At 65.6% G+C, this 23,280-nt stretch carries 22 protein-coding genes and 1 tRNA gene; 11 read left to right on the forward strand and 12 right to left on the reverse strand.

The window, feature by feature from the left end:
- Nucleotides 1-57 precede the first annotated feature (57 nt).
- The 4 genes from JQ617_RS35340 to mnmA form a co-directional block, all read right to left on the reverse strand.
- Nucleotides 58-134, reverse strand: a tRNA-Met gene (locus JQ617_RS35340).
- Nucleotides 135-416: 282 nt separating this feature from the next.
- A complete protein-coding gene (locus JQ617_RS35345; protein WP_212030407.1) occupies nt 417-773 on the reverse strand; it encodes a hypothetical protein in 357 nt (118 codons plus the stop codon).
- A 44-nt stretch (nt 774-817) separates the two neighbouring features.
- Entirely contained in the window at nt 818-1,456 is a 639-nt protein-coding gene (locus JQ617_RS35350) for a class I SAM-dependent methyltransferase (protein WP_212030408.1), read from the reverse strand.
- Nucleotides 1,457-1,704: 248 nt separating this feature from the next.
- Nucleotides 1,705-2,886 carry a tRNA 2-thiouridine(34) synthase MnmA gene (gene mnmA / locus JQ617_RS35355; RefSeq protein ID WP_212030409.1) on the reverse strand — a complete coding sequence of 394 codons (1,182 nt, stop codon included), beginning with the start codon at nt 2,884-2,886 and terminating at the stop codon, nt 1,705-1,707.
- A gap of 340 nt (nt 2,887-3,226) precedes the next feature.
- Between mnmA and JQ617_RS35360 the strand changes: the two genes are divergently transcribed.
- From JQ617_RS35360 to JQ617_RS35405, 10 genes are all read left to right on the forward strand, one after another.
- A complete protein-coding gene (locus tag JQ617_RS35360; protein ID WP_212030410.1) occupies nt 3,227-4,867 on the forward strand; it encodes a flagellar hook-length control protein FliK in 1,641 nt (546 codons plus the stop codon).
- A 13-nt stretch (nt 4,868-4,880) separates the two neighbouring features.
- Nucleotides 4,881-5,588: a flagellar hook assembly protein FlgD gene (locus JQ617_RS35365; RefSeq protein WP_212030411.1), complete on the forward strand. Its 708-nt coding sequence runs from the start codon at nt 4,881-4,883 to the stop codon at nt 5,586-5,588.
- Between the two features lie 379 nt (nt 5,589-5,967).
- Nucleotides 5,968-6,243, forward strand: a complete 276-nt coding sequence (sciP, locus tag JQ617_RS35370) for a CtrA inhibitor SciP (protein WP_002714638.1) — start codon at nt 5,968-5,970, stop codon at nt 6,241-6,243.
- Between the two features lie 178 nt (nt 6,244-6,421).
- Nucleotides 6,422-8,032 carry a flagellar basal-body MS-ring/collar protein FliF gene (gene fliF, locus JQ617_RS35375; RefSeq protein WP_063693987.1) on the forward strand — a complete coding sequence of 537 codons (1,611 nt, stop codon included), beginning with the start codon at nt 6,422-6,424 and terminating at the stop codon, nt 8,030-8,032.
- Between the two features lie 29 nt (nt 8,033-8,061).
- Nucleotides 8,062-9,150, forward strand: coding sequence for a flagellar motor switch protein FliG (gene fliG, locus JQ617_RS35380; RefSeq protein WP_063693988.1), 1,089 nt, complete (start codon nt 8,062-8,064; stop codon nt 9,148-9,150).
- Entirely contained in the window at nt 9,150-9,773 is a 624-nt protein-coding gene (locus JQ617_RS35385) for a FliH/SctL family protein (protein WP_145668746.1), read from the forward strand. The genes fliG and JQ617_RS35385 overlap by 1 nt, the downstream gene beginning before the upstream one ends.
- 3 nt (nt 9,774-9,776) lie before the next feature.
- Nucleotides 9,777-10,127, forward strand: a complete 351-nt coding sequence (gene fliN, locus JQ617_RS35390) for a flagellar motor switch protein FliN (RefSeq protein WP_063693990.1) — start codon at nt 9,777-9,779, stop codon at nt 10,125-10,127.
- A gap of 50 nt (nt 10,128-10,177) precedes the next feature.
- On the forward strand, nt 10,178-11,563 hold the full coding sequence (flbD, locus tag JQ617_RS35395; RefSeq protein ID WP_063693991.1) for a sigma-54-dependent transcriptional regulator FlbD: 1,386 nt from the start codon (nt 10,178-10,180) through the stop codon (nt 11,561-11,563).
- 526 nt (nt 11,564-12,089) lie between these two features.
- Complete coding sequence (locus JQ617_RS35400; protein WP_249157790.1) at nt 12,090-13,295, forward strand: vanadium-dependent haloperoxidase; 1,206 nt, start codon at nt 12,090-12,092, stop codon at nt 13,293-13,295.
- Between the two features lie 200 nt (nt 13,296-13,495).
- The gene (locus JQ617_RS35405; protein ID WP_063693993.1) at nt 13,496-14,644 is read left to right on the forward strand and encodes a M20 family metallopeptidase; all 1,149 of its coding nucleotides are present in this window, start codon (nt 13,496-13,498) and stop codon (nt 14,642-14,644) included.
- A gap of 143 nt (nt 14,645-14,787) precedes the next feature.
- On the opposite strand, the gene JQ617_RS35410 is transcribed toward JQ617_RS35405, so the two are convergent.
- The 8 genes from JQ617_RS35410 to JQ617_RS35445 all read right to left on the reverse strand — a co-directional run bounded on the left by JQ617_RS35410 (nt 14,788) and on the right by JQ617_RS35445 (nt 22,140).
- A complete protein-coding gene (locus tag JQ617_RS35410) occupies nt 14,788-14,943 on the reverse strand; it encodes a hypothetical protein (RefSeq protein ID WP_164988526.1) in 156 nt (51 codons plus the stop codon).
- 84 nt (nt 14,944-15,027) lie between these two features.
- A complete protein-coding gene (locus JQ617_RS35415) occupies nt 15,028-15,609 on the reverse strand; it encodes a flavin reductase family protein (RefSeq protein WP_212030413.1) in 582 nt (193 codons plus the stop codon).
- 32 nt (nt 15,610-15,641) lie between these two features.
- Nucleotides 15,642-16,478: an ATP-binding cassette domain-containing protein gene (locus JQ617_RS35420; RefSeq protein ID WP_212030414.1), complete on the reverse strand. Its 837-nt coding sequence runs from the start codon at nt 16,476-16,478 to the stop codon at nt 15,642-15,644.
- Between the two features lie 20 nt (nt 16,479-16,498).
- A complete protein-coding gene (ssuC, locus tag JQ617_RS35425; protein WP_212030415.1) occupies nt 16,499-17,305 on the reverse strand; it encodes an aliphatic sulfonate ABC transporter permease SsuC in 807 nt (268 codons plus the stop codon).
- The gene (gene ssuD / locus JQ617_RS35430; protein ID WP_212030416.1) at nt 17,302-18,468 is read right to left on the reverse strand and encodes an FMNH2-dependent alkanesulfonate monooxygenase; all 1,167 of its coding nucleotides are present in this window, start codon (nt 18,466-18,468) and stop codon (nt 17,302-17,304) included. Before ssuD ends, ssuC begins: the two co-directional genes overlap by 4 nt.
- Nucleotides 18,469-18,476: 8 nt before the next feature.
- Nucleotides 18,477-19,430 (reverse strand): sulfonate ABC transporter substrate-binding protein, encoded by a 954-nt coding sequence (locus tag JQ617_RS35435; protein ID WP_212030417.1) that lies wholly within the window; start codon nt 19,428-19,430, stop codon nt 18,477-18,479.
- A gap of 38 nt (nt 19,431-19,468) precedes the next feature.
- Entirely contained in the window at nt 19,469-20,431 is a 963-nt protein-coding gene (locus JQ617_RS35440) for a sulfonate ABC transporter substrate-binding protein (protein ID WP_212030418.1), read from the reverse strand.
- A 542-nt stretch (nt 20,432-20,973) separates the two neighbouring features.
- Nucleotides 20,974-22,140: a cytochrome P450 gene (locus tag JQ617_RS35445; protein ID WP_212030419.1), complete on the reverse strand. Its 1,167-nt coding sequence runs from the start codon at nt 22,138-22,140 to the stop codon at nt 20,974-20,976.
- Nucleotides 22,141-22,911: 771 nt separating this feature from the next.
- Between JQ617_RS35445 and JQ617_RS35450 the strand changes: the two genes are divergently transcribed.
- Nucleotides 22,912-23,265, forward strand: coding sequence for a hypothetical protein (locus tag JQ617_RS35450; RefSeq protein ID WP_212030420.1), 354 nt, complete (start codon nt 22,912-22,914; stop codon nt 23,263-23,265).
- Nucleotides 23,266-23,280 lie beyond the last annotated feature (15 nt).

Genomic DNA, 23,280 nt, shown 5'->3' on the forward strand with positions numbered 1-23,280 from the left:
ATTCGCGCGCAGGGGCGAACAGGCGAGACGAGTATTTTCAAGGATTTATCGGGAATTTGGTAGCGGGAGAGGGACTCGAACCCCCGACCCCAGGATTATGATTCCCGTGCTCTAACCAGCTGAGCTACCCCGCCACAGGGTCGCGAACGGCGGAACGCCGATCTCGCGAACGCGCGGCATATAAAGAAGGGGGCGGCGGGAAGTCAAGCAAAGGTCGGGCGATTGGCGGGATGAATTCAGCGCCTGAATCGACCTCATCCGCCACTGATTCCGTCATGGCCGGGCTTGTCCCGGCCATCCACGAGCCTATTCGGCACCCGGAGAACGTGAATGCGCGGGACGAGCCTCGCCGAAGCGGCTTCGGCCGCGCAGGCGGGACGAGCCCGGGCATGACGATATCCGGGACCAACCAAGGCCTATTTCGGCCTCACATTCGGGTCGCCGCCGGGGCTGCCGGGGGGCGGAATCACGGGGGTGTTGCCGCCGGTGTCGGGGGCCGGGGCGTGCATGTCGGGGTCTACCCCGGAGGGCGGACAGAGCACGCCGTCGGATTTGGCCAGCTTATCGCCGAGCGGTTCCCGGGACTGCCCAATGGTGGTGCCATCGGGCGAGCGGTTCGGGCGGTCCTGCGGGGCGCAGTTGGCCATATGTTGCGGGGATGGCGGCGCGGTCTGTTGCGGCGGCGTCGCCGGGGCGGGCGGAGCCTGCGCGATCGCACTGCCGGAGGCGGCGATCAGGAGGCTGGCCAGGATGATGTTTGATGTCGTGCGCATGGGAGGAAAACGCACCGGCCTCGGCGCGTGTTCCCGCGGCAAGATCACGATTTGCGGTAGCGGATCAGCGAGAAGTGGCCCATCGGGGGCATCGGGCGGCGCTCGGTGAGCGTGACGCCGCCGTGTTTGGCGGCCCAGTTGACGAGACGGGCCCACGGGAATTCCGGGCGCCAGCCGAGGCGGCGGGCGACGGGCGCGAAGGCGAGCTCGAACAGTTTGCGAGGGCCGCTCTCGGCGCCGATGTGGTTGACCAGGATCAGCTCGCCGCCGTGCTTGAGCACGCGCACGAACTCGTCGAGCGTTCCTTCCGGATCGGGCACGGCGGTGATGACATATTGCGCGACCACCGCGTCGAAGAAGTTTTCGGGGAAGGCGAGGTTCTTCGCGTCCATCACCGAGAGCACTTCGACATTGGAGAGGCGCTCGGCGCGCACGCGTTGCTGCGCCTTGCGCAGCATCGGCTCGGAGATGTCGACGCCGCAGATCTTCGTGCCGCGCGAATAGTCCGACAGCGACAGGCCCGTGCCGACGCCGACGTCGAGGATGCGGCCGCCGATGCGGTCGGCCTCCGCGATGGTGGACTGGCGGCCGGCGTCGAAGACCTTGCCGAACACGAGGTCGTAGACCGGCGCCCAGCGGCCATAGGCCTTCTCGACCCCGGCTCGCGAGATGTCTGCTGCCATGCCCCTGCCCTTACGCGAAACTCGAAAGAGTATTGTTCATTGGTGAGATCGAAGTCAGCCCCGAAATAGGTCTAGCGCCTCTCCCGCTTGCGGGAGAGGTCGACACGCTCGCAAGAGCGTGGCGGGTGAGGGCTCTTTCCGCTCGCGATATATCGCTGGTGGAGAGACCCCCTCCCCAACCCTCCCCCGCAAGCGGGAGAGGGGGCGCACTTCCCTCGCGGTAGCAGGTGGGGCCGATCTCGGCAAGATTAGCCGCGCACGGCTTCCGCGAGCGGGCGCGATGTCGCGGCGCCGAGCTTCGCGGCGGCGCTCTGGATGAAGCCGCCGCCGAGCACGCGGGCCTGCCCGCCGGGCGCGTCGTAGAACACGCAGGCCTGGCCGGGCGAAACGCCCTCCTCGCCGGCAACGAGTTCGACCTCGTATTGGCCGCCGGCGCCGCGCAGCCAGGCCGGCTGCGGCGAGCGGGTCGAGCGCACGCGCACGAACATTTCGAGGCCGTTGCCGATGGCGCGGTCGATGTCGCCGCCGCCGATCCAGTTGACGTCGCGCAAGGCGATGCGGTGCATCTTCAGCGCATCGCGCGGGCCGACCACGACGCGGCGGTTCGCGGCATCGAGCCGCACCACGAACAGCGGCGAGCCGGAGGCGATGCCGAGGCCGCGGCGCTGGCCGACGGTGAAATTGGCGATGCCGTGATGCTGGCCGAGCACGCGACCGTCGAGATCGACGATGTCGCCGGGGTCCATCGCATTCGGACGCAGCCGGGTGATGATGTCGGTGTAGCGCCCCGTGGGCACGAAGCAGATGTCCTGGCTGTCGTGCTTGTCGGCGACGGACAGGCCGTAGCGGCGCGCGAGCTCGCGCGTCTCGGGCTTGGTCATGTCGCCGAGCGGGAAGCGCAGGAAGTCGAGCTGCTCCTGCGTGGTCGCGAACAGGAAATAGCTCTGGTCGCGGTCGCTATCGGCCGCGCAGACCAGCGCGCGCGAGCCGTCGTCGCGGCGGCGCGAGGCGACGTAATGGCCGGTGGCGAGCGCCTGCGCGCCGAGCTCGCGCGCGGTCTTCAGGAGATCACGGAATTTGACGCTGCGGTTGCACTCGATGCACGGCACCGGCGTCTCGCCGAGCGCGTAGCTGTCGGCGAAATTGTCGATGACGGACTCGCGGAAGCGGTCCTCGTAGTCGAGCACGTAATGGGGAATGCCGAGCTTGGCGGCGACGTCGCGGGCGTCGTGGATGTCCTGGCCGGCGCAGCAGGCGCCCTTGCGGTGGGTCGCCGCGCCATGGTCGTAGAGCTGCAGCGTGATGCCGACGACGTCGTAGCCTTCCGCCTTCAGCAGCGCAGCCGTCGTCGAGGAATCGACGCCGCCCGACATGGCGACGACGACCCTGGTGTCCTCAGGACGGCCTTCGAGATCCAGACTGTTGAGCATGGCTTCTTGTGACGGCGGCGTTCGGCGATCCGCGATTTGCCTTTGACCGGGGCATGAACGGTCCCGGGGAACCTGGGTTCCCGCAGGGGCGCGACTTGCCCGGTCGAAAGCGGCTGAGAGCGATCTCTTTAATATAGGCGGCATTCCGGTGAAGCAATCGCAGGGCTGGCCAGCTTAGGGCAATTCTTGCCGGGGAGGCAGAAATGGCGGGGTTCTTGCAGCCCTTGCGGCCGGGGCAAAGATCCGTCAAGTCATTGAAATATCTTGATAAAATAGATCAGCGGGAGGCTGGCCCGCTCCTTGCTACCCCTTTGCCGAAGATGTTTCCAAGGGGTCGCCTGTGGTCGGTGTTTCGTCAGATCTAGTGGCAAACGTGCAGGTTTCGAGCGCGCAGCAGAAGCCTGCGCGCTCGCAAGCGTCCAAGGACACCGCGCCGAGCGACTCCTTCGGCTCGCTGGTCGACAGCAATACCCAGGCGATCAGCAACAGCGCGCCGGCGCAGGATACCGCGCCGCGCCGGACCGATTCAGCCTCGTCGTCCTCCGCCTCCGACCGGAGCTCGCGCGAACCCGCCTCCACGGATAGCTCCGCGCAGAGCAAGGCCAGCGACGACACCGATACGTCCGCGCCCGCGAAGAGCGACGCGACGGACGACGCGGCCAAGAATTCGGACAAGGATCAGGTCAAGGCGGGCAAGACCAAGGACAAGTCCGAGACGTCCGACGCCAAATCGGCCGACAAGTCCGACGAGACCAAGACCGACAAGACCGACGCCGGCGACGGCCTCACGGCCGCCGTCGATGCGGCAGCTACGGCGCAAATCGATGCGACGCAGACCGCGGTGCCCGATCCGAACGCCGTCATCGTCGCCGCGCCCGTCGTCCCGCTCGATCCGAACGCGGCCGCCGGCCAGGCCAGCGATGCCGCCGCCTCGCCGCTGACGATTGCCGCCGCCGGCATCGCCGCCAGCACCTCGACCGCGGCGCAGATCGCGGGCACCAAGACCGATACCGCAACACCAGGCGACAAGAGCGCCAAGACCGCCGGCGCGAAAGTCGATGCCGACACGTCGGCGACGCTGGCCGATGCCGCCACCGGGGCAACCGACACGACCACCGGCACCGCGACCGATGCCAAGACCAATGGCGGGCTGATCGCCGCGGTGGACCAGGGCACGCCGAAGACCTCGTTCAAGGCCGCCGCCACCGCTGCCGGTGCCAGCGACGTCTCCAATATCGGCCAGGATACGGGCAAGGCGAACGCCGCACTCACGCCGGCGAACGCGACGCCCGCCAACGCCGCGCATGCGCAAGCCGCCAAGCCGCAGGCCGACGGCAACGCGGCCGAGGCGAAGACCAACGCTTCGGACCGTGCGCCCGACGCGATCCCCGCCGCACCGGCCGCCCACGCCCATGCCAATGCGCAGGCCGCTTTCAACACGACCGATCCCGGCGCGCAGGCCGCCGCCGCCGTGCAGGCACCGCTGACCACCACGACGTCGGCCGCGACCGCCTCGACCGCAACCCTGACCGCGACCGCGGCCACCTCGACGGCGGTGCCGATCAACGCCGTGCCGATCGAGATCGCCGCCGCCGCGCGCGCCGGCAAGACGCGGTTCGACATCAGCCTCGACCCGCTCGATCTCGGCCGTATCGACGTCCGCATCAATGTCGACCGCAACGGCCAGGTCACCTCGCATCTGACGGTCGAGAAGCCGGAAACGCTGCAGATGCTGCGCCAGGACGCGCCGCAATTGCAGCGCGCCCTCGACGATGCCGGCTTCAAGACCGGCAGCAACGGGCTCTCCTTCAGCCTGCGCGACCAGAACTCGTCAGGCCAGCAGTCCGGCCAGAACAACGACAATGGCGGCAATGCCCGCCGGCTGATCATCAGCGAGGACGACAGCGTTCCCGCAGCGCCCGTGGGGCGCGGCTACGGCCGCATGCTCGGATCGAGCAGCGGCGTCGACATCAGAGTGTGAGGAGTATTCGACCATGACCACCACGAATGCCGCCACCGCGCCCGCCGTCGTCTCCGGCACGACCGACATCCCGAAGTCCTCCTCGAGCTCGACCATGAGCTCGACCACGGGCTCGACGCTCGCGGGCAACTTCCAGACCTTCCTGACCCTGCTGACGACGCAGCTGCAGAACCAGAACCCGCTCGATCCGCTCGACACCAACCAGTTCACCCAGCAGCTGGTGCAGTTCGCCGGCGTCGAGCAGCAGCTCAAGACCAACGATTCGCTGGCCCAGCTCGTCACCCTGCAGCAGACCACGCAGGCGACCCAGGCGCTGGGCTTCGTCGGCAAGACCGCGCTGGTCGACGGCTCGACCGCGACCATGACCAAATCGTCGGCGACCTGGCATCTCAACGTGCCCAGCGATTCCACGGTCGACGTCACCGTTGCCAATGCCAGCGGCCAGACCGTGTTCACCGGCAAGTACACCGCCTCAGCCGGCACCGACATTCCCTTCACCTGGAACGGCATGGGCAATGACGGCACGCAATGGCCCGACGGCAAGTACACGGTCTCGGCCACCGGCAAGGACGTCGCGGGGAACAATGTCGGCATCGCCGCGCAGGTGCAGGGCGTGGTGTCCTCGGTCGACCTGACCCAGTCGCCCCCGCTGCTGACGATCGACGGCGCCAGCTACACGCTGAGCCAGGTGAAGAGCATCATTGCGACGAGCAGCAATTGAGGCGGCGGGCGAGATAGCGCCGCTACATATCCGGTGTCGTCCTGGCGAAGGCCAGGACCCATAACCACCGAACCCTGTTGTAACGCGAGGACGTAACCCCGGGTCTTCGCCAAACTGCTCCCTGGGGTAATGGGTCCTGGCTTTCGCCAGGACGACGGCTGAGGGCTCTGCAGCGTCCCGCGCAGGCCCGTTCGTTAGTAAAGTATTTACGAAGACCCCCGCCCGGCCCGCTGAAATCGCGTTCTCAGCGCCCCGGGCCGGTCGCGTTCCCGCAAGTTTCAACGAGAATTGTATTGAAGCCTTAGGCTTAGCGGATTTTTAAGCCGACGGGGTTACGGTTACGGCGTGAGTTCAGTGGTTGAGAGTTTGTGAGTACGCCATGACAGAACCCCATCGCCCGAGGGTAAAATACGTCATCGGGCCGGACGGCAGTCCGCTGACGATCGCAGATCTGCCCGCGCCCGGCACCAAACGCTGGGTCATCCGCCGCAAGGCCGAGGTCGTCGCCGCTGTGCGTGGCGGACTTCTCTCCCTCGAGGAGGCCTGCAGCCGTTATACCCTGACGGTCGACGAATTCCTCTCCTGGCAGTTTTCCATCGACCAGCACGGTCTGGCGGGTCTTCGCACCACCCGCATCCAGCAATATCGCCAGTAAGCGATCCGGAAATCTGCGGCTTTTGACGAAAATCGGTCTCGCCCCGCGAGGCCGATTTTTTTCATGACGCTACTTTTGTCCGCCCTCTTAACCTTCGTTAACCATATCGAAACCATCACCTAGGCAATAATTGCCCAGTCGGCCGCTCGGTTGCGGGTCGAAGCTTCGGGGCGGTTGCTTGCAAGGTCTTGCGGACTTCTTAAAAAGTATCGGCGCCGCCCGGTTCGGGGCGATGATCGCGGTCACCGCCGCGCTCATCGGCTTTTTCGCGTTCGTCATCATGCGGGTTACCACGCCGCAGATGACGACGCTGTTCACGGACCTCAGCGTCGAAGATTCCTCCAGCATTATCAAGGACCTGGAACGCCAGGGCATCCAGTTCGAGATCCGCAATGAGGGCTCGATCATCATGGTGCCCAAGGACAAGGTCACGCGCCTGCGGATGAAGCTCGCCGAGGGCGGCATGCCCAAGGGCGGCGGCGTCGGCTACGAGGTGTTCGACAAGTCGGACGCGCTCGGCACCACCTCCTTTGTCCAGAACATCAATCATCTGCGCGCGCTGGAGGGCGAGCTTGCCCGCACCATCCGCGCCATCGACCGCATCCAGGCCGCCCGCGTCCATCTGGTGCTGCCCGAGCGCCCGCTGTTCGCCCGCGAGGCGCCGGAGCCGTCAGCCTCGATCGTGGTGCGGGTGCGCGGTTCGCTCGAGGCCCAGCAGATCCGCGCCATCCGCCACCTCGTCGCCTCCGCCGTCAACGGGCTGAAGCCGCAGCGCGTCTCGATCGTGGACGAGGCCGGCCAGCTGCTCGCCGACGGCGCCCAGACTGACCCCGAGCAGGCGCTCGGCGACGAGCGCCGCACCGCCTTCGAGAAGCGGCTGCGCAAGCAGGTCGAGGACATCGTGTCCTCCGTGGTCGGCTCCGGCCGGGCCCGCGTCCAGCTCTCCGCCGATTTCGACTTCAACAAGGTCACCCAGACCTCGGACAAGTTCGACCCCGAAGGCCGCGTGCTGCGCTCGAGCCAGACCCGCGAAGAAAGCAGCATGACCGCCGACAACAACGGCCAGGTCACCGTCAACAACGAGCTGCCCGGCAACCAGCAGAACAACGGCGTCGCGGCCAAGGACCAGAGCAAGAAGACCGAGGAGACCAACAATTACGAGATCTCCCGCACCACCAAGACCGAGGTGACCGAGGCCGGTCGCGTCAACCGCATCTCGGTCGCGGTGCTGGTCGACGGCATCTACACCAAGAACGACAAGGGCGAGCTGGCCTACACCGACCGCACCAAGGAGCAGCTCGACCGCATCGCCACCCTGGTTCGCTCGGCGATCGGTTTCGACCAGAAGCGCGGCGACCAGGTCGAGGTCGTGAACCTGCGCTTCGCCGACGCCCCCTCCACCGCTCCGATCGGCGAACCCGGCGGCTTCCTCGGCATGCTGCAGTTCACCAAGGACGACCTGATGTACTTCGTCGAGCTCGGCGTGATGATGCTGCTCGGCCTCGTCGTGCTGTTCATGGTGATCCGCCCGCTGGTCAAGCGCATCCTCGCCTCCGACGAAGTCGCCGCCGCCATCAGCGGTGTCCTTTCCGGTCCGGCGGCGTCCGAAGAGGCAGCTCCCGCCGGCCAGCCCCTCCTGCCGGGCGGGGCCGCGAGCGCGATCGACGTCGCCACCATTCAGGGCCAGGTCCACGCCCAGTCCGTTCATCGCGTCGGCGAACTCGCCGAGCGCAACCCCAACGAAACCGTCGCCATCATCCGCCAGTGGCTCACCGAGCCCACCAAGTAACCGCCAAGTGAATCAAGAAGTGATCTGACATGGCCGCCTCCTTGCAAAACGCCAATTCGAACGACATCACCAGCGTGATCTCCACGCTCGGCCAGCGTGCCGGCAGCCGCACGGGCAAGGCCGAAACGGTGGCGGGGCCGAAGCGCGCCGCGATCCTGATGCTGGCGCTCGGCGAGCAATATGGCGGCAAGATCTGGGGCCTGCTCGATGATGACGAGGTGCGCCAGCTCTCGCTGGAAATGTCGACGCTCGGCACCGTCGAGGTCGACACGGTGGAAGACATGCTGCTCGAATTCGTCTCGCGCATGTCGGCTTCGGGCGCGCTGATGGGCAATTTCGACGCGACCGAGCGGCTGCTGCAGCAGTATCTGGCGCCCGAACGCGTCAACGGCATCATGGACGAGATCCGCGGTCCCGCGGGGCGCAACATGTGGGAGAAGCTCTCCAACGTGCAGGAAGAGGTCCTCGCCAACTACCTCAAGAACGAATATCCGCAAACCATCGCGGTGGTGCTGTCGAAGCTGAAGCCGGAACACGCCGCCCGCGTGCTCGGCATCTTCCCGGAAGAGCTCGCGCTCGACGTCGTCAACCGCATGCTGAAGATGGAGGCGGTGCAGAAGGAGGTGATCGAGAGCGTGGAGAAGACGCTGCGCACCGAGTTCATGTCCAATCTGTCGCAGACCCGCCGCCGCGACGCCCACGAGGTCATGGCGGAAATCTTCAACAATTTCGACCGCCAGACTGAAACCCGCTTCATCACCTCGCTCGAAGAAGAGAACCGCGAATCGGCGGAGCGCATCAAGGCGCTGATGTTCACCTTCGACGACCTCGTGAAGCTGGATTCCGGCTCGGCACAGACCCTGATGCGCAACGTCGACAAGGACAAGCTCGGCGTCGCGCTCAAGAGCGCCAACGAGGACGTCCGCAACTTCTTCTTCGGCAACATGTCCTCGCGTGCGGCCAAGATGCTGCAGGACGACATGGCCGCGATGGGCCCGGTCCGTCTGCGCGACGTCGACGAGGCCCAGGCGCTGCTGGTCAACCTCGCCAAGGACCTCGCCGCCAAGGGCGAGATCATGCTGACCAAGAACCGCGCCGACGACGAGCTGGTGTACTGATGGCCGCTCCGGCAAAATTCCTGTTCGATACCGACTTCGCGGCGCCCGAGCGGTCGCCGCGCGAGAAGGCCGCGACCGCGGCCGAGATCGCCCAGAAAGTCGCGGAAGCGGAGGCGCGCGCCTACCAGGACGGATTTGCCGCCGGCCAGCGCGAGGCCAAGGCCGAGAGCGACCGCCGCGTCGCGCTCGCCATGGAGGAGATCAACATCGGAATCCGCGGCGTTGCCTCCGGCATCGGCAACATCGAGACCAGGATGGAGACCGAGGCGGTCGAGGTCGCGGTCGCCGTGGCGCGCAAGTTGTGCGCCGACCTCGTCGACGCCGAGCCGCTCGGCGAGATCGTCGCGCTGGTCAAGGATTGCTTCTCGCATCTGGTCGCGACGCCGCATCTCGTCGTCCGTATCAACGATGCGCTCTATGACGCCGCGCGCGAGAAGATCGAGCGGCTGGCGAAGCAGAGCGGCTTCGAAGGCCGGCTGGTGATCCTGGCCGAGCCTGAGATCGCCACCGGCGACTGCCGGATCGAATGGGCAGACGGCGGTGTCGTGCTGGAACGCAGTGCCATCGCAGCCAAGATCGACGACATGGTCGGACGCTATATCGCGTCCCGCAGGGGGAGCTAAATCATGAGCGACACCGACGGACAGGTCCCGCTGCCCGATCTCAACGGCCCGATGCCGCCTGCCAGCACCGATGTCGGCTACAACGAGGACGAATACGCGACGCGTGCCGCCGCCGACCTCGAAGCCGTATTCGACGTGCCTGTGCAGGTCTCGGCCGTGCTCGGCCGTTCGAAGATGGACGTCAGCGAGCTCTTGAAGCTCGGGCCCGGCACCGTGCTCGAGCTCGACCGCCGCGTCGGCGAGGCCATCGACATCTACGTCAACAACAAGCTGGTCGCCCGCGGCGAAGTCGTCCTGGTCGAGGACAAGCTCGGCGTGACCATGACCGAAATCATCAAGACCGAACGCACCTAATACGCAGGGAATGACGCGCGGCAGCGCGACCAGACGGACAGGAGACTGACATGCGGCTTCTCATCGTTGGCACACTGAAGGGCCAGCTCACCACCGCCACCAAGATCGCGATGGAGAACGGCGCCACCGTGACCCACGCCGAGGATCACGAGCAGGCGATGCGGGTGCTGCGCGGCGGCAAGGGTGCCGACCTGCTGCTGGTCGACGTCGCCCTCGACATCCGCGACCTCGTGATGCGGCTCGAGGCCGAGCACATCCATGCTCCGATCGTCGCCTGCGGCATCACCAACGACGCCCGCGCCGCGGTCGCGGCGATCCACGCCGGAGCCAAGGAATACATCCCGCTGCCGCCGGAGCCGGAGCTGATCGCCGCGGTGCTGGCCGCCGTCGCCAACGATTCCCGCGAATTGGTCTACCGCGACGACGCCATGGCGCGCGTCATCAAGCTGGCGCAGCAGATCGCCGGCTCCGATGCCTCGGTGATGATCACCGGCGAATCCGGCACGGGCAAGGAGGTGCTGGCGCGCTATGTCCACACCCGCTCGGCCCGCGCCAAGCGCCCGTTCATCTCGATCAACTGCGCCGCGATCCCCGAACATCTCCTGGAGTCCGAGCTGTTCGGCCACGAGAAAGGCGCCTTCACCGGCGCGGTCGCCCGCCGTATCGGCAAGTTCGAGGAAGCGACCGGCGGCACCCTGCTGCTTGACGAAATCTCGGAGATGGACGTCCGTCTGCAGTCCAAGCTCCTGCGCGCCATCCAGGAGCGCGTGATCGATCGCGTCGGCGGCACCAAGCCGGTCGCCGTGGACATCCGCATCATCGCGACCTCGAACCGCAATCTGGCGGAAGCGGTGCGCGAAGGCACGTTCCGCGAGGACCTGCTGTTCCGCCTCAACGTCGTGAACCTGAAGATCCCGCCGCTGCGCGAGCGCCCGGCCGACATCCTCGAGCTCGCCCAGCACTTCGTGAAGAAATATGCCGAGGCCAACGGCGTGCCGATGCGCCCGATCTCGGCGGAGGCCCGCCGCGTGCTCTCCACCAACCGCTGGCAGGGCAACGTCCGCGAGCTCGAGAACACCATGCACCGCGCCGTGCTGATGGCGCAGGGCGACGAGATCGGTCCCGACGCGATCATCACCCCGGACGGCGACCGGCTCGACCTCGCCAAGACCGCTCCGGCGGTTGCGCATGCGACCATGGCCGCCGAGCAGGTGACGCGCGCACTGGTCGGCCGCACCGTCGCCGACGTCGAGCGCGACCTGATCCTGGAGACGCTGAAGCACTGCCTCGGCAACCGCACCCATGCCGCCAACATCCTCGGCATCTCCATCCGCACGCTGCGCAACAAGCTGAACGAATACGCCGACGGCGGCATCCCGATCACGCCGGCGGGCACGCCCGGGGAATATCCGCGGATGCCGATGGTAGGAGCGTAAGGGCTTCTGACAAGATCGAGACTACGAATGCCCGGGCCAGTCCCGGGCATTTTTCGTTGCCAGGTGCGTTAATGCCTATCCGTCATCCTGAGGTGCGAGGAATGCGATGCGAAGCAGCGCAGGCCGAGCCTCGAAGGATGAACGGCCACAGCCGGGCCGTCGCCCTTCGAGGGCCGCTAAAGAAGCGGCCACCTCCAGCGACAGACAACGGCTCCGCCGTTGCGCGGGGGTGAAGGTGATATGGTCCCGTAGCCCGGATGGAGCGAAGCGCAATCCGGGGCCAGAGTCCGCGATCGAGAATCCCGGATTTCGCTTCGCTCCATCCGGGCTACGGGGCGGAACACATGGCCGCACCCCGCGCGTGAAGCAGTTCACAATCGACATGCCGCGACATCGCTAGAGTCCCGGGGCCGCTTGGCAGGATGCCGGCGAGGTGCCGCATCCGCGTTTTGCGAACCTCCCTCAACCGAAAGGGCACGCCATGAAATGCACTTCGTGGACGATTTCCCGCTTATCGCTGGTTGCAATGCTGATCACAGCCACAGTGCCGCCTGCACGCGCCGACGTGATCATGGACTGGAACGCAAAGGCCGACGCGATCGCCGCCGAGAAGCAAATTCTTCCGGCGCCGCACAGCCGCGCCCTGTCCATGATGCACGTTGCGATGTTCGAGGCCGTCAACGCGATCGACCGCCGCTACGCGCCTTACAAGCTCGCGTTGTCCGCGGAGCGTTCGACCTCGCGGGAAGCCGCGGCGGCGGTTGCGGCCCACGACGTGCTGCTGTCGATCTATCCGGACATCAAGCCGGATCTGGATTCGACGCTGACGAACTCTCTGGCGCCGATCGCCGAGGGCGAATCCAAGACCGCCGGCATCGCGCTCGGGAAAGACGCCGCGGTGCAGATCATCCAGCTTCGCGCCAATGACGGCAGCAAGGCTCCGGAGTCTTACCGCCCCCTGACCACGGCAGGCGTCTATGTTCCAACCGCCGTTCCGCTGTTCCAGACCACGGGCGCGACGACGCCCTGGGTCATGACGTCGGGATCGCAATTCCGGCCCGGACCGCCGCCGGCGCTCGATTCAGAGGTCTGGACCAAGGACGTCAACGAAATCCGCGAGGTCGGTGGCCGTGGCAGCCCGACCCGGACGCCCGAGCAAACGACGATCGGCCGCTTCTGGTTCTTCGTCGGCGCCCGCACCTACAATCCCATCGTCAGGCAGGCCGCGATGGCCAAGGGGATGGATCTCGTCGACTGCGCCCGGCTTTACGCGTTGACATCGATGACCGGCAACGATGCCATCGTCGCCGTGTTCGAGGCCAAGTATCACTACAATTTCTGGCGTCCGATCACGGCCATACGCAACGCCGACATCACCTCGAATGCCGCGACGCCGCGCGATCCGTCCTGGCTGCCGCTCGGGGACACGCCGATGCATCCGGAATATCCCTGCGCGCACTGCATCGTCTCGGCCGCGATCTCGACCGTGCTTCAGACCGTCGTCGGAGATTTCGGCGAGTTCTCCCTGACCAGCCCGACGGCACCGGGGGTCACACGCAAATGGTCGCGGCTGCAGGACTACAGCGACGAAGTCGCCAATGCCCGCATCTACGCCGGCTTCCACTACCGGTTCTCGACCGAGGTCGGCAAGGACATGGGCCGAAAGATCGGTGCCCTGGTCGTCGCGACGCAGCTTCGCGGTGCCGAGGCGAAGGCCGAGCCGAGCCGGTAGGATTGCGACAATCTCCACCGCGCCTTCGTAGCCTGGATGGATCGAAGCGCAATCCGGTAATCCCGAACGCGGATCAAACCCCGGATTTCGCTCCGCTCCATCCGGGCTACGGAAGAGAACACATGGCCGCATCGCATCCAGCGACTAGGCCACGCCTGCGCAAGGTCCTATAACCCCGCGTGGGAACCACGAGGATACACATGTCTGAAGCTCAAATCACGGACTGGCTGGCGTCGCAGAAGCAGGCGATGATCGATCTCTTGCGCGATGTCGTGAACATCGATTCCGGATCGTATGACAAGGAAGGCGTCGATGCGGTCGGTGCGCGGTTCGAGCGGCATTTTGCCGAGCACGGCATTCCCTGCCGGCGCGAGGCCGACGGCACGTTCGGCGATGCGATCCATGCCGAGGTGGCCAAGCCCGGCAGCAACGAGAAGCCGGTGCTGTTGATGGGCCATCGCGACACCGTGTTCGGCAAGGGCGAGGCCGGGCGGCGGCCGTTCACGATTCTGGACGGCCGCGCCTATGGTCCGGGGGTTTCCGACATGAAGTCTGGCCTCGTCATGAACGTGTTCGTGGCGACCGCCTTCCACAAGTTCGGCGGCTCGCCGCATCCGATCAAGGTGCTGATCACCTCGGACGAGGAGATCGGATCGCCGTCGTCGCGCCCGGTGATCGAGCGCGAGGGACGCGCCGCGCGCGCCGTGTTCAATTCGGAGCCGGGCCGCCCCACCGGCAACGTGGTGACGGGACGCAAGGGCGGCATCTTCATGCACATGACCATCACCGGCAAGGCCGCGCATTCCGGCGCCAATTTCAAAGCCGGCATCAGCGCGATCGGCGAGCTCGCGCACAAGATCGTGCAGATCCACGCGCTGACCGATCTCGACAAGGGCATCACGCTCAATGTCGGCCTCGTCTCCGGCGGGCAGTCGGTCAACACTACGGCGCCTCACGCCGAAGGCCAGATCGACCTGCGCTATGTCGATCCCGCCGATCGCGCCAGGATCATGGCCGCGATCGAGAACATCGTCGCGACCTCCTACGTGCCGGGCACCAGCGCGACGCTGACGATCAAGGGCGAGTTCGTGCCGGTGGTGCAGAGCGCGGAGTCGAAGGCGCTGTTCGAAGGTTACCAGGCGGGCGCGAGGAAGGTCGGCCTCACCACGCTGCAGGGCGAGTTCTCCGGCGGCTGCGCCGATTCCGGCTTCACCGCCGCCGTGGGCACGCCGACCATCTGCGGCCTCGGCCCGGTCGGCGGCCTCGCGCACACGCCGGAGGAATATCTCGAGATCGACAGCATCGTGCCGCGCGCACAGGCGCTGGCGCTGGCGATCTTGCGGGGGTAGTCGCGGCATACACCGCCGTCATGCCCGGGCTTGACCCGGGTATCCACGTCTTCCCGAGAACGCCGATGCCCGTGGATGGCCGGGTCAAGCCCGGCCATGACGCGTTGAGAGAGATCCGCGCCACATTGGCCGCGCGCGTTGCTCTACGAATAACTTGGCGCGTCCGGCTTGCGGAAGATGTGGATGGGATCGCCCGGCACGATCGGCTGGCCCGAGAACATCGCATAGGCGTAGAGCGCGAGATAGGCGATCGCGAGCGCGCCGATGGCGTAGAAGGCGATAGTCGCGACGCGCTTCATCGTTCCGCTCCATTGCCTCCCGGATGGGAAGCTCAGGGCGCTTCTAGAGCGGTGCCGGAAAAAAGGCCAGCCTGAGTCAGGCGATCAAATGCCGCGCCGGCCACGCGCGGGAACGCTGACGTCGGCGAGCCTTACCGCGTCCTCGTCCTGGTCGACCGCCACATACTGGCCGTGCCAATAGGCCAGCGCCGCGGTGCGGGTCGAGCTCTTGATGTCCCTGACACGGCCGATGACGATGCCGTGCGAGTGCCGCTCGACGATCTCCTCGACCTCGCAATCGAAGGCCGACAATGCCCCCACCAGGAGCGGAACGCCGGAGACCGCCGTGATCCAATGGGCGCCGGCGAAGCGATCGGCCCCCTTCAGCCCGCCCTTCCCGGCGAAGCGTTCGGCGACGTCGAGCTGGTCGGCATTGAGGATGTTCACGCCGAAAGCGCCGTGTCGCCTGATCAGCGGGAAGGAGGAGGCATCGCGGTTGATGCTGACCAGCAGCGTCGGCGGCTCCACCGACAGCGAGGTCACCGAGGTCACGGTCATGCCGGTGATGTCCTTGCCCCGCCCGGCGGTGATGACGCTGACGCCGCCGGTGAGGTGGCGCATGGCGCCGCGGAAATCGGCGGGCGAAACGGGGATTTCAGTCATGAGATCGCGGGGCACTACATTCATGGCACGGTCCCCAAAGCCGGGGTTCCCTCTATCTAGGTACGATCTTCCGCCGACAAAAGGTGGCTCAAAATTGAGGCTTCGAGGCTCGCCAATTCAGCAGAGCCGCGTTCGCGGGGCCGGGCGGCGTTAACCACGACGTCATGGGCGATGCGGCCCTCCTCGATCACCAGCACCCGGTCGGCCAGCGCCACGGCCTCGGCAACGTCGTGGGTCACCAGGATCGCGGTGAAGCCCTGGTCGCGCCAGACCCGCTCCAGAAGGCGCTGCATCGAGATGCGGGTCAGCGCGTCCAGCGCGCCGAGCGGCTCGTCGAAGGCGAGCACGCGCGGACGCGAGACCAGCGCGCGGCCGAGCGCGACCCGCTGCTTCTGGCCGCCCGACAGCACCGAAGGCCACTGGTCGCGCTTGTCGGCAAGGCCGACCTCGGTCAGCGCCTTCTCGGCGCGCGCATGCGCATCGGCCGATGCGCGATCACGGCCGAGGCCGACCTCGACGTTGGCGAGCACGCGGGCCCAGGGCAGCAGCCGCGGCTCCTGGAACATCACGCGGATGTCTTCCGCCTGCACGTCCTGGCCGAAGCTGATGCTGCCGGCATCGATCTTGTCGAGACCTGCGATCAGGCGCAGCAGCGTGCTCTTGCCGCAACCGCTCTTGCCCACGATGGCGACGAACTGGCCGGCGGGGATGTGCAGATCGATGCCGCGCAGCACCTCGTTACTGCCGAAGGACTTGCGCAGGCCCCGGATGCTGAGCGGCAGGCCGATGGCTTGCTGCGGACGCTCCTCGCGCACGATGCGGGCGTGAGGGGCGAAGCTGGCGCGGCTGGCGAGCTCGGTCTCGGGAAGGGAGGTACGAAGCGCTGTCTGCATGTGATTCCCAGTGTTGGTGCTTAACGTTTCTGGAAGGCGGGGTGCCAGGAGAGCGTCGCCCGCTCCAGCACGCGGGAGGCGCTGTCGGCGAGCTTGCCGAGCAGGGCGTAGATCAGGATCGAGAGCACGACGACGTCGATCAGCATGAACTCGCGCGCCTGCATCGCCATGTAGCCGAGGCCCGACGAGGCCGCGATGGTCTCGGCGACGATCAGCGTCAGCCACATGATGCCGAGCGCGAAGCGGATGCCGACGAAGATCGACGGCAGCGCGCCCGGAAAGATCACGCGGCGGAACAGTTCGCCGTCGCTCATGCCGTAGATGCGACCCATCTCGATCAGCTGCGGGTCGACGGTACGGATGCCGTGCAGCGTGTTGAGATAGATCGGGAAGAACACGCCGAGCGCCACCAGGAACAGTTTTGCGCTCTCGTCGATGCCGAACCACAGGATCACCAGCGGGATCAGCGCCAGATGCGGCACGTTGCGCACCATCTGCAGCGTGGTGTCGGTGAGCTTTGCCGAGAGCTGCGACAAGCCGTTGGCGAGCCCGAAGGCGAAGCCGATGCTGCCGCCGATCAAGAAGCCGATCGAGGCGCGCCAGAATGAGACCCAGATGTTGCGGACGAGCTCGCCGGAGAGCAGCAGCTTCCAGCCTGCGAGCAGGACGTCGCTCGGGGCCGGCAGCACCCGCGTCGGCACGAAGCCGGTGACGCTGGCGACCTGCCAGATCGCGATGATGGCGAGCGGCACGATCCACTGGATCAGGCCGTCGACGCGCGGCAGGCGGACGCCGCGCGGAAGCGAAACGCTGTCGATCAGGCTCATGACTGCGATACCCTGTGTTGCGGACGGAAATCGCTGCCGACCGTCTCGCCGAAAGGACCGCCGTTGAAGTGCAGCCTGGTCACGTTGCTCGGCTGCTCCAGCGAGAGCAGCGGGAATACCAGCTCGGCGAAGCGATAGGCTTCCTCCAGATGCGGGTAGCCCGACATGATGAAGGTATCGATGCCGAGATCCTGATACTCCCTGATGCGGGCCGCGACGGTCTGGGCGTCGCCGACCAGCGCGGTGCCGGCACCGCCGCGTACGAGGCCAACGCCGGCCCACAGGTTCGGAGAGATCTCGAGCTTGTCGCGCTTGCCGCCGTGGAGCTGCGCCATGCGCTGCTGTCCCACGGAGTCCATGCGTGCAAAGTTCCTTTGCGCCTTGGCGATGGTGTCGTCGTCGACGTGCTTGATCAGCTCGTTCGCGGCGCGCCAGGCTTCTTCATTGGTCTCGCGGACGATGACGTGAAGGCGGATGCCGAAGGAGAGCTTGCGGCCCCGCGCGCTGGCGACCTCCCTCACCTTCGCGATCTTCTCGGCCACCAGAGCCGGCGGCTCGCCCCAGGTGAGATATTTGTCGACGGCGTCGACCGCGACGTCGATGCCGGCATCGGACGAGCCGCCGAAATAGAGCGGCGGGCGCGGCGACTGCACCGGCGGAAACAGCAGCTTGCCGCCCTCGACATGGATGTGCTTGCCATCGACATCGACGGTCTTGCCGGCGAGCAGATCGCTGTAGACGCTCAGGAACTCGCGCGTGACCTCGTAGCGCTCGTCGTGGCCGAGGAAGATGCCGTCGCCCTTGTTCTCGACGGGGTCGCCGCCGGTGACGACGTTGACGAGCAGCCGGCCATTGGTGATCCGGTCGAGCGTCGCCGTCATGCGTGCCGCAACGCTCGGCGATTGCAGGCCGGGACGCACGGCGACGAGATAGCGCAGCCGCTCGGTGAACGGCGCGACGCTGGAGGCGACGATCCAGGAATCCTCGCAGGAGCGCCCGGTCGGCAGCAGCACGCCGTAATAGCCGAGCTGGTCGGCGGCCTGCGCGATCTGGCGCAGATAGTTGAAGTTGACCTCGCGGCCGCCGATGCCGGTGCCGAGATAGCGGCCGTCACCGTGGGTCGGCAGGAACCAGAGAATGTTGGCGTTGGATGGTTTGCTCATGGCTTTGCTCACGATCCCGATTTCCGAGCGACGTCGGAAATCCTGATGGATTTGGGAATCAGGCCCAGCGCGAAGAACGCGTCGGCAACCTGCTGCTGGTCGGCGATGACGGCATCCGTGACCGGCTTGATGCCGTAGGCTTGGCGCTTGAGCGCCACCTCGACCACGGGGACCGACAAGCCGATCGCGGGGGCGAGCTGCTCGGCCACCGCATGGATGTCGCCCTTGGCCCAGTCGTCGACCGAGCTCAGCTCGGCGAGCACGGCGTCGACGATCTCAGGGTTGACGTCGAGGAATTTCTTCGAGGAGAAGTAGAACTGGTAGTTGGCGACGATGCCAGTGCCGTCGGCGAGCGTGCGCGCGCCGGTGGCGGCTTCCGCGGCGGCCTGGAACGGATCCCAGATCACCCAGGCATCGACCGCGCCGCGCTCGAAGGCGGCGCGGGCATCGGCGGGCGCCAGGAACACCGGCTCGATCTCGGAGTATTTGACGCCGGCCTTCTCCAGCGCCTTCACCAGGAGATAGTGGACGTTGGAGCCCTTGTTGAGCGCGACCTTCTTGCCCTTGAGTTCAGTGACCGATTTCAGCGGGCTGTCCTTCGGCACCAGGATCGCTTCGCCCTTCGGCGCCGGCGGCTCGTAGGCGACATACTGGATCGGCGCGCCCGCGGCCTGCGCGAAAATCGGCGGGGCTTCGCCCGTGTTGCCGAAATCGATCGCGCCGACATTGAGCGCTTCGAGCAGCGGCGGGCCGGACGGAAACTCGGTCCACACCACCTTGTAGCCGCCGGCGGCGAGCTTCGGCTCCAGCGTGCCCTTGCTCTTGAGCAGCACCAGCTTGCCGTATTTCTGGTAGCCGATCCGGACCACCTTGTCCTGACCGTAGGAGGTGCCGACCGCGGCGGCGACGATGCCGATCGACAGCACGATGGCCGCGATCAGACGCTGAATGATACGCCTCATGTTCAGACCTTTATGAATGGGAAGAGTGGTCGGCACGATCAGGCTGCCGGATTGCGCCAGACGATGTCGCGGATCACGATCGGCTTGGGGATCAGCCCGAGCTTGTGGAAGCGGTCGGCGACGCCCTGCTGGGTCGCGACGATGTCGTCGGTGACGGGGCCGACCACGAAGGACGAGCGGTTGGCCGCGATAGTCTGGATCTCCAGGGGAATGCCGGTGACGGCGGCGAGCGATCGGGCGACCTCGTCGCGATGCTGCTCGGCCCATTTGGCGGTGGCGCTGGTGACGTCGACGATCTGCTGCAGGACCGCGCCGTGGTTCTTCGCAAAGTCGCGGTTGGCGATGTAGAACGAGTTGGTCTTGGTGACCTCGCGCGCATTGATCAGGATGCGGCCATTCTGCTTGGTCTCGCCGATCGCGAAATACGGATCCCAGATCGCCCAGGCCTCGATGCTGCCATTGGCGAAGGCGGGGCCGGCATCCGGCGGCGTCAGATAGACCGGCGTGATGTCGGCATAGGTGAGGCCCGCCTTCTCCAGCGTCTGCACCACGATGTTGTGCGCGCTGGAACCTTTTGTGAACCCGACGCGCTTGCCCTTCAGTTCAGCGATCGAGCGGATCGGCGAATCCTTCGGCACCAGGATGCCCTGGCCATTGGTGATCGGCTGTCCCGCGGCGTAGACGATCGCAGCTCCGGCGGCCTGCGCGAACACCGGCGGGGAATCGCCGACGGCGCCATAGTCGACGCTGCCGACATTCATCGCCTCCATCATCGGCGGGCCCGAGGAGAACTCGACCCATTTCACCTCGATGCCCTGCGGCAAGAAATGTTTTTCCAGGGCGGCCTGCTGGCGCGTGATGACCAGCACGCCGTTCTTCTGGTAGCCGATACGAATTTCCTTCACCGCGCCTTGCGACGTTCCTTGCGCGTTCGCGCGGGAGACGAACGCAGCGGCAACTGCGGTTCCGGCAGACAATTTCAAGAAGTCGCGACGCTGCATTCCAAACTCCCGGCCGCCTGCGGCCGTCATCATTCATGTTTGACGAATGATGGGGCGCGTTACGAAAGCTGTCGAGACATCAGGAAAAATAGCGATGCGAGCACTGCGGGCGCGGCAAGGCGCGTGATTAATCTTTCAAGCGGCGGAGCGAACGCAGATGGAATTTTTCTGCACGCGGATGTGAAGACCGCGCACTGCCGCTCCGGGAAACCTGTGGCCGAAACCAAAACTGCGAAAACAACCCCATGCACAGTAGGCGCGGCACGCGAAATCAACGACTTACAAATTGTCCGAAATTTTCTTCGAGGCGTCGGGCAAAACAGGGGCATAATGGCATTGTGGCGGACTGGAGATAGGGTGTCGGAAGCCCCCTCCACCGGCTCGCCGTCATTCCCCGCGCAGGCGGGGAATCCAGTTTTCCAGAGACGCCAACGTTTCACACGACCGCCGCGGCGTACTGGATCGCCCGGTCAAGCCGGGCGATGACACTGCCATTGTGGCAACGGCCCATCCCGTCAACGAATGCAGCCACATCACCGAAACTAATTCGGCCACTTCACCGGCAGGTTCTGCAAGCCCCTGAACGCCCAGCCGCCGATCCGCACCGGCTCGTCGTCGGCGATCTCGAGCTGTCTTGCGCGCGCGAACACGGTCGGCAGCGCGACGTCGGCGATCATCGCGCGCGACGCGAAGGCGCCGGCACAGAAATGCGGGCCGGCGCCGAAGGCGACGCTCTTGGTGGTATCTCGTCTCACATCAAATTCGTCGGCGCGCTCGAAATGCTTCTCGTCGCGGTTGGCGGAGCCGAACATCAGGAACACGCGTTCGTCGGCTTCGAACTGGACATCGCGGATGCCCCAGGGCTTTGCGATCCGCCGCGGCGACATGCCGATCGGCGAGATCCAGCGGGCATATTCCTCGAAGGCCTGCAGCCAAGTCACCTCGCCCCTTCGCACGAGGTCGAGCTGGTCCGGATGGGTCAGGAGCGCCCACACCGTGCCGGCGATGGCCTTGCGCGGCTCGTTCTGGCCGCCCGAGATCGCAAGCTTGACGTTGGCGCGCACGCTCTCCATGGCCATGCCGGAGGCGAGGAGCACGCCCAGAATGCTCTGGTCTGGCTTCTCACGCATCACCGGCAGGATGTCGTCGATCGCGGCATCGATGCCCGACGTCGCCGCGTGGCAGCGCGCTTCGACCGCGGGATCGCCGGCATAATTGGCGATGCCTTCGATCATGCCCTGCGACCACGCATCCATGTCCTCAAAGCCGATATTGGTGAGGCCGGTGATCGACTTCAGGCATTCGCCGGAGAACGGCAGCGCGAAGTCGCGCATGAAATCGATCCGGCCCGGCCCGATTGAATCGAGGATGCGGTCGGCATGGGCCTGGAACAGCGCGGTCCAGTAGGCCTTCACCGTCTTCGGCGACACCGTCGGAAACATCGCGCGGCGCTCGACCTGGTGCGCCTCGCCGTCCTTGCGCATCATGTTGTGGCCCATCAGCCGGTTCATCAGGCCGGCCGGCTGGTGCGACGAGAACACGTCGATCTGCTTCTCCGAGATCGAGATGTCGTCGCGGCTGGTCAACAGCGTCGAGCCGAGCTGCGGCACAAACGCGATCGGCGCTTCTCTCCGCATCTTCGCGAGCATCGGATAAGGATCGGCCCAGAATGCAGACGGGTCGATGTCGATGTGCGGCGCCGTGCTCAAGGCGGTCTCCCCTGGATTTGCGTTTGCTCCAAGCTAGCGAAATCCGGCGGCGGCGTCTGTCCCTAGCGATAGGGACAGACGCCGCCAGGACACGCGTTCAAGAACAAGGTGCCCGCGCACGACAGCACGCGCGCGGCCGGACAACGAACATCGACGAGGCGCGAATGAATGAGGGTTAAATTATTCAAGCAGATTTTATGCGCGCATTAATTCAACAATTCACGCTCGGGTGGTGACGTTCGCGTGACGCCGAGCGCTATCCCCACTGCCGGGCAGATCATCGCGAATGCCTATAAATATCGGCAAATGCGGTAACATGGTCGGGTAACCTGGATCTGAACTTCGTCAAGAACGCCGGAACGTCCTGCTTCGCGCAGCGCCGCGACATCGCGACGCTATTTACAAAAGTTAATGCTTGATTTAACGTTTCCACTTTCGTCGAGGTTTGCGGGCTCGACAAGCATTGAAATTGCGCACCTACAGGCACTTGAACAGAGTTGGCCCTGATTTGATCGAGAGGGCTTCAGAGTAGAGTTCAATTGTTGTTTGAGGAGGCGGCCATGTTTGAGCCCGCTATTTGCTTCAGGACATATTCAATCAGCAAGGCGTGATCGTCGCTCGAGGCGGCGCGCGCTCCCGACTACGTTGCAAGCTCGATCTCTCACCCTCTGAGAGACGATGAGTTTTGTTTTGTTGTGTAATGCGTGCGTCACCTCCAGGCGATGGGAAATTCTTCGATGAATTTCAATCCATTTATCCTCGGAGGATTCAATGGCTCTCGGTATTTCCGGCAACCTCGTCATCGACGAGGAATTTCGCACACCTTCAACCGGCAGCACCGATAACGAGGTCGCAACGCTCTCGGCGGATGCAAGGCTGCTCGCCTTCCTCAACGGCCTCAACACCAGCCCCGATACGGGCTTCCCGCACTACGCCGAACGCGACGACATGATCGTCGGCTTTGCCAGTGGGGCCACGCTATCGCTGGTCGCCGACACCTCGGGCACGGCCTTCTCGACGAGCGTCGGCGTCGCCACGGGTTTCACCGATATCGATGGCCATGCGATCAGCCTCTATCAGGCCGACGCGGCGGATCGCCGACGAGCCTGCACGTGGAATTTCTGAAGTGCATACCTCACC

Source organism: Bradyrhizobium sp. KB893862 SZCCT0404, from assembly GCF_018130885.1.
Classification (GTDB): Bacteria; Pseudomonadota; Alphaproteobacteria; order Rhizobiales; family Xanthobacteraceae; genus Bradyrhizobium; species Bradyrhizobium stylosanthis.